The sequence below is a fragment of the Xenorhabdus siamensis genome, assembly GCF_037996745.1.
In the GTDB taxonomy this organism is placed as follows: Bacteria; Pseudomonadota; Gammaproteobacteria; order Enterobacterales; family Enterobacteriaceae; genus Xenorhabdus; species Xenorhabdus indica.
Genome location: NZ_JBBMXE010000019.1, coordinates 108,885 through 117,378 on the forward strand (window position 1 = coordinate 108,885; position 8,494 = coordinate 117,378).

Genomic DNA, 8,494 nt, shown 5'->3' on the forward strand with positions numbered 1-8,494 from the left:
AAGACTATTAATAATGAAATAATGATAGAAACCTCAAATAAATCAATATCAAACATGTGATAAAGTTAAAGTGGTCGCAAGAAAAAACGAGTTAATGATTGCTTCGGTTTTTAAATATTCAGTATTTGGTGTTCTTTTTGATATGATTAACATGAGGAATTATAAATGAAAAATGATAAGGTGATGACTTCGGCAAGCGGACGTGATAGAAAATATTTATCGGTATCAAAAAAACACATGCGGCCAGATCATTATGTTCCTGCAAACCACCATGTATCAGTATATTATAAACTAAGTGGTATTTTAAATGTTGAACTATTGCACCAGGCCTTAAATATTTTATTGATTCGGCATGATGCATTATTATCAACATTAGTTGAAGATGATCATGAATCAGTGATTAATACTCTGAGCAAAAATATTGAAAGCCTTTTTCTAATTTCTGATATTCGCACCTCTGATGACAAAGAAAATAAGGTTGCTCAGATTATTGATAACACACTTAACACGTCTTTTAATCTTGCGAAGGGACCCTTGTTAAGGGTATTGTTAGTATTATTGAAAGATGATGAATATATCTTTTTGTTAAATCTCCATCCTATTATTGTTGATAACTTATCTGTTAAAATTTTAATTAATGAATTATGTGTCATTTATAATGACCTGCTGAATCATCGAACGCTTTCTTTACCTCTTATTGCTCAACACGAAGCTAATGAAATTAGCTGGACTGAAGAACAGATATCAATACAACGTGAATATTGGCAGCAACAACTTGCTGATGCCCCTCCTTTACTCACCTTACCGACAATATCTCCCAGACTTAATCAGTTATCCTCAAAAGGAGATACCTGTTCGTTTACGCTCGATAAAGAATTCACGAATCAGCTTAAACAAATTAGCCAAGAACACGGAATAACACTGTTAGAGACAATTATGACAGCTTGGGCGATTGTGCTTCATCGCCTTTCAGGGCAGGACAGTATCATTATAGGGACCTCCTTTACGAATAGAAATATAACAGGAACAGAAAAAACGGTGAGGCCCTTAGCCAATATTTTACCAATCCGGATTGATATTGATGATGATGCCACCGTTGCAGAACTGTTTTCACAGGTAAATCATACTGTTATTGATGCGCAAAATAATCAGGATATTCCGTTTAAGCACCTTATTGAAATCATCAATCCGGGATCTCATGTCGCTGATTCACCTATTTTTCAGGCTATCATGACCTGGCCAGATTTTTATGATGGAGAGTTTGAACTGGAGGGAATCAAAACGTCATCCATGGGTTACAGATCTAATTGCATAAAATCAGATATTGAGCTGGTTATATTCCACCGAGATGATGAGCTTGTTGGGGGAATAACCTATGCTACGACATTGTTTGAAAAACAAGCTATAGAACGCCAGATAAATTACTGTCTTACTGTGTTACACACTATTACAAACAATGTGACTCAGCGCCTTAAAGATCTCGATATTTTGTCAGCAACTGAGAAAGAACTATTATTAAATCAATGGAATGACACCGCGGGTTATTACCCCGCCGAATATTGTATTCATGAATTACTTGAGCAACAGGCGACGAAAACGCCAAATGCACCTGCATTGGTATTTAATGATCGTATTCTGAGTTACGCTGAATTGAATCAACAGGCTAATCGCTTAGCCCATCGGTTGATTGTTGAAGGGGTAGTGCCGGATAGTTGCGTAGCTATCTGTGTTGACCGAACACCCCTGATGGTTATTGGTTTGCTGGCAATACTCAAAGCGGGCGGGGCTTATGTGCCGCTTGATCCCAGTTATCCATCAGCACGTCTTCATTATATTCTTGATGATGCCGCTCCTATTTTACTCTTACATGACGATATCGGTGCAGATAAGTTGTATGACATCTCTGCGACAAAAAAACAGTTGGATATTGGTACTGTTCTGTCGGAGAACGTTGAATTCTCGGCAGAGAATCCCTGTGTTATGGCACTCAGTTCACGTAATCTGGCCTATGTTATCTATACCTCAGGCTCGACCGGCAACCCGAAAGGTGTGCAGAATGAGCATCGTAGTGTGATAAATCGGTTGTATTGGATACAGCAAACTTATCAACTCACCCCTGACGACGTGGTTTTGCAAAAAACCACGTTTAGCTTTGATGTTTCTGTTTGGGAGCTGTTTTGTAGCTTCATGAGTGGCGCCAAAATGGTATTGGCTACCACAGCACAACAGAAAAACCTTTCTCAGTTGATTGAATTAATCAATCAGGAGAAGGTAACCACTCTGCATTTTGTGCCTTCGGTGTTGAGCGCATTCTTAAAAGAACCGGATGTGGCCCGTTGTTTAACGCTAAAACACCTGTTTTGCAGCGGCGAAGCGTTACATCCTATTACAGTGAAGCAGTGCCAGGCATTGATGCCTTGGGTCAGGATATACAATTTATATGGCCCGACTGAAGCCGCAATTGATGTGACATACTGGCATTGTCCCGATCATTTTGAGGATCAGGTAGTGCCGATAGGTAAGCCCATTACCAATTCCCGTATTTATTTATTAGATAACCAACAACGGCCGGTCCCTTTGGGGGCGATTGGTGAATTATATATTGGTGGTATCGGTGTTGCCCGCGGTTATCTGAATCGACCAGAGCTAACAGCAGAACGGTTTTTAACAGATCCTTTTTATTCAAAACCGGATGCCCGCATGTACCGTACCGGCGATTTAGCCCGTTATGATAATGACGGCAATATTGAATATCTTGGGCGTAATGACCATCAGGTCAAAATTCGTGGTTTCCGTATTGAGTTAGGTGAAATTGAAACTTGCCTTGAAACCCATCCGGCGGTGCAGCAAGCGATTGTTATTGCTCATGCAGGGAATGGGGAAGATAAACGGCTGGTGGCTTATATCGTCTTGGTGCAAGGTGATGAATCTGATCAGATTACGGCAGAATTACGTCAATATCTGTTGTCTGTACTACCCGAATATATGGTGCCAGCTGCGTTTATGGTGATGACACATTTCCCACTGACGCCTAATGGTAAACTTAACCGAAAGGCACTGCCGGCACCAGATGCCACCGCTTATCAGCGTCAATATTATCAGCCCCCCCAAAGCGAAACAGAAAACCTGTTGGCAGCGATGTGGAGCCAGTTACTGGGTATCAATAAAATTAGTCGATTTGATAACTTCTTCGCACTAGGTGGTCATTCGTTGTCAATAGTACAACTAATGGGATTGTTGCGGGAGAAAGGCTATACCGCACAAGCCGGAGCGCTGTTTTCCAGTCCGGTACTGGCAGAACAGGCCGCTTTGCTGACAAAAGTGGATGATACCTTTGCTATTCCGCCAAACCTGATAAGCCATGAATGTGAACGGATCACGCCGGAAATGTTACCGTTGATTGATATAGAACAGGCAGACATTGATAGGCTGGTCAGTCAGGTGCCGGGGGGAATCGCTAATATTCAAGATATTTATACCCTGTCACCATTACAGGATGGTATTTTATTCCACCATCTGTTGAGGGAAAAAGGCGACCCGTATCTGTTAACCAACCGGATAATTTTTGATAGTCGATCGTTGTTGGATCACTATCTGGCCGCAGCTCAAAAAGTGGTTGACCGTCATGATATCTTGCGCACCGCTTTTGTTTGGCAAGGGTTATCAAGCCCGGCTCAGGTGGTTTGGCGTCAGGCGCTTTTGTCCGTGACTGAGCTGAAATTAGACCCTGCTGATGGGGCCGTCCATGACCAGCTTATTCAACGTTTTGATCCGCTTCATTATCGTCTTGACTTGGGGCAAGCACCGCTGCTGCGTTTTGTGGTCGCCCAGGAAGCTGATGGCCGTTGGGTAGCATTACAATTGCTGCATCATCTGGTTGGTGATCATGTAACGATGGAGGTGATGAACCATGAAGTTCAGGTCTGTTTTGCTGAGCAGGAAGATAGCCTGCCTGCTCCGACGCCTTTCCGCAATCTGGTTGCTCAAGCCCGATTGGGTGCCAGCCAGACAGAGCACACCCGTTTCTTTACCGATATGTTGGCGGAGGTAGAGGAACCAACGTTGTCATTTGGGGTAACGGAAGTACACAGTGATGGCTCTCAAGTGATGGAATATCACCAGATGCTGGCGGCCGCATTGAATGATCGTTTGCGTACTCAGGCCAGACGGTTGGGAGTGAGTTTGGCTGCCTTGTGCCACCTTGCCTGGGCGCAAGTGTTATCGCGTACCAGCGGGCAGGAAAAAGTGGTATTCGGTACCGTGTTGTTTGGACGTATGCAGACGGGGGAAGGAGCGGGCAACGGGATGGGATTATTTATCAATACCTTGCCGCTGCGTTTAGATATCAATGAGACTCCGGTACGGGATAGTGTCCGGGTAGTACATACCCGACTGGCCGGATTGCTGGCACACGAACATGCTTCACTGGCATTGGCTCAGCGTTGCAGCGGAGTTGCCAGTGGCTTGCCGTTATTCAATACCTTGTTGAACTATCGGTATAACTTACTGCCGGAAGGTTCGGATGAAATCTTGGATGGCGTTGAATTCCTGGGTGAACAGGAACGTACTAACTATCCGTTTGCCCTGTCGGTGGAAGAGTTTGGAGACGCATTGGGTCTGACCGCTCATGTCGAGCAGCCGTTTGACCCGGCAAGGATATGCAGCTATATGCAGCAGGCACTGGAAAGTTTGGTGGAGGCACTTGAACAGGCCCCGGAGACACCAGTACGGGCATTAGAAATCCTGCCTGAAACTGAACGCACGTTGTTGTTGAAAACCTGGAACGCCACGGAGACAGCGTATCCCGATTCGTTGTGTATTCATCAATTATTTGAACAACAAGTAGAGAAGACCCCGGATGCAACAGCGTTGGTATATGAAGAACAGACGCTCAGCTATGCGGAATTGAATGCCCGTGCTAACCGACTAGCCCATCAACTGATTGCATTAGGTGTTGTACCAGAGCAGCGAGTAGTCCTTTGTGTCACACGATCACTGGCTATGGTGGTGGGATTGCTGGCGGTGCTGAAAGCGGGTGGGGCATATGTACCACTGGATCCTGCCTATCCAAGTGAACGTTTAGCGCATATCTTAAGTGATGCGGCCCCGTTAGTGGTATTGGTTGATCAGGCGGGGCAGATAGCGCTGGGTGAAAAAGCGTTTACCGGACTGACTGTAATTGATCCGAATTCATTGCCAGATCAATCGGACAGTAACCCACAAATACAGACATTGACTTTACGGCATCTGGCTTATGTCATTTACACCTCCGGGTCTACTGGTACGCCGAAAGGCGTGATGGTTGAGCATGGCTCTGTATTGAACTTACATGGAACACTGACACAACATATTTTTGCAAAATTATCTGTATCCCGGATTGGCCTGAACGCCAGTATTTCATTTGATGCAGCAGTGAAAAACTTATTGAGTCTGTTGAATGGCTATACGTTGGTCATTGTGCCACAAGATGTACGAGCCAATAGTACGGCCTTTTTGCAATTTCTAACCACGGCTAATCTTGATGTAATAGATTGCACACCGATGCAATTAGAAATGTTGCTGGCTGCGGGGTTAGACCGACATAACAAACCCCTGGTGCTATGGGTTGGCGGTGAAGCCATATCTCCTCCAACCTGGCACGCTGTTGCGAATATCCCATTCTTGACAGCCTATAATGTCTATGGTCCAACCGAATGTACAGTGGATGCAACATTGGCAATTATAGAACCTGCGCACCCTTGCCCGACGATTGGTCGCCCCCTTGCCAATATTCGGCTTTATTTACTGGATAACTTTGGTCATCCGGTGCCATTAGGCGCGGTGGGAGAATTGTATATTGGTGGTGCGGCTGTAGCCAGGGGTTATTTGAACCAGCCAGCACTGACGGCAGAACGTTTTTTATCTGACCCGTTCAGCGATAGCCCCAATACGCGGATGTATCGAACAGGGGATTTGGTGCGTTACTTACCGGATGGAAATCTGGAATTCCTGGGCCGCAATGATTATCAAATCAAAATCCGGGGCTTTAGGGTAGAACCTGGAGATATTGAGACACGATTAACTGAGCATCCGGCTGTGAGTGAGGCGGTGGTGCTGGCATTGGGAGAAGGGCAGGAGCAACGTTTAGTTGCCTATGTTGTGGCTGAGCCTGATGACGGATTGGCTAAGCGTCTGCGTGATTACGTCAGTGCTCTTTTGCCTGAGTATATGGTGCCGGCGGCCTTTGTCCGTTTAGCGTCACTGCCGTTAACACCAAATGGCAAGCTGGATCGTCGCGCATTGCCGGCTCCAGATGATAAGGCTTTTGCCCGTCAGATCTATGAAGCGCCACAAGGAGAAATGGAAATTGCTCTGGCCGTTATCTGGCAAGAATTGTTGAAAGTTAAGCAGGTGGGGCGACATGATAATTTCTTTGCCTTAGGGGGGCATTCGCTGCTGGCAGTACGGATGATGAGCCGGATAGTGGCCTTGGGTGTTGAATTACCGTTGACCACATTATTTAAGTCCCCGACTTTGGCTGCTTTTACTGAGGAGATAAAGGGGCGATTGGGGGATCAGAAAGTCAGACTCCCCTCTATCCTACCGGTCTCTCGTGGAGATCAATTACCGTTATCATTTGCTCAACAGCGTCTATGGTTTTTAGCCCAGTTTGAGGGGATCAGTGAAATCTACCATATCCCGATAGCTCTGCGTTTGCGTGGTCAGCTTGATATTGATGCCTGGCGGCAGGCACTTGATGCTCTGTTTGCCCGCCATGAGGCTTTGCGTTCGGTCTTTATCACGATTGATGGTCAACCTCAGGTTAAATTGTTACCGACAGAATCAGGCTTGCCGATGAAAAGACATGATCTGCGTAAAGTTGCTGATAGGCATGAACAGCTTGAGCATTTATGTGTACAAGAAACAGAAGCATCATTTGATCTTACCGAGGGACCCTTAATCCGCGCTAATCTGATACAACTGACTGACAACGATTACGTCTTTTTGCTGATTCAACACCATATCGTGTCAGATGGCTGGTCTGTTGGGGTACAGATGCGTGAGTTAAGTGCCCTCTATGCCGCTTTTCTGACAGGGCAACCCAATCCCTTGCCACCATTGGCAATTCAATATCCTGATTATGTGGCATGGCAGCGCCAGTGGTTATCGGCAGAACGGATACAAATGCAGTCCGATTATTGGAAGATGAAGCTGGCCGATACGCCCATCTTGCTGGATTTACCGACTGACCGAACCCGCCCACCTGAACAATCGTTTGCCGGGAATGCTGTCTCTATCAATCTGGGCACAGAATTAACGATATCTCTCAAACGTCTGGGTGAGCAACACGGTGTCACACTATTTATGATTCTGTTATCAGCCTGGGCCACGGTTTTGTCACGTTTGTCGGGTCAGGATGATGTTGTGATAGGCACCCCAAGTGCAGGCAGAAATCGTCAGGAAACAGAATCGTTAATCGGGTTTTTTGTTAACACGCTGGCCTTACGTATCGATTTATCGGGGGCGCCAGATGTAACCGAATTGCTTATGCGTGTCCGGCAAACTGCACTGACAGCACAGGAACATCAGGACCTGCCGTTTGAACAAGTGGTGGAAATCGTGCAACCACCGCGCAGATTAGCCCATACGCCGCTGTTTCAGGTGATGTTTGCCTGGCAAAATTTTACCGGGCAAAGCTTTACCGGACAAAGTATTACTGGGCAAAACATTACCGGGAAAAACAATGAGCCTCAGGATTGGGAATTGCCGGGACTGGCCGTCACTCCAATGGATCAGGTTGTTAATAAAGTTAAATTTGATCTCGAACTGAGCTTGTTTGAGGAGAATGAGCAGATAGTTGGAGCACTGCATTATGCTACGGTTCTGTTTGATCAGCCAACCATCGAGCGGCATATCGGGTACTTACATACAGTATTGCAAGCCATGGTGGCTGATCATCAACAACGGGTCACGGAAATCAATATCCTGTCGTCGGTGGAGCGCAGGTTATTGCTGGAAACGTGGAATACAACTGAAACCCCATATCCTGACACATTGTATATTCATCAGTTAGTTGAACAACAGGCAGAAAAAACCCCGGATGCAACAGCACTTGTCTATGAAGAGCAAAAATTCAGTTATGCGGAACTGAATGCCAGGGCTAATCAGTTAGCACATCAATTGATCACGCTAGGCATAACTCCTGATCAACGGGTAGCGGTTTGCGTAACACGTTCACCAGCGATGGTAATAGGGCTGTTGGCCGTGTTAAAAGCGGGCGGAGCCTATGTATTTCTGGATACTGATTATCCAAGTGAACGCCTGGCGCATATTCTGACGGAAGCAGAGCCTGCAGTGCACAAGAATTCTGGCGTTTGTGTGAACTTTATCAAATTAGTTATCTGTCAATCCCGGTTCAATTTTGGCGGGTCATTGCTGAAGCTAATGAAGGCAGTATTTATAAGGGCTTAAGAGTCATGTGTGTGGGGAAACGATACCTCATCATGAATTGAAA

The 8,494-nt window shown here is 45.7% G+C and carries 1 protein-coding gene; it reads left to right on the forward strand.

The window, feature by feature from the left end; all coding sequences use genetic code 11:
* Nucleotides 1-165: 165 nt before the first annotated feature.
* Nucleotides 166-8,451 (forward strand): non-ribosomal peptide synthetase, encoded by an 8,286-nt coding sequence (locus AAC852_RS18195; RefSeq protein WP_340622199.1) that lies wholly within the window; start codon nt 166-168, stop codon nt 8,449-8,451.
* The last annotated feature ends 43 nt before the right edge of the window (nt 8,452-8,494 follow it).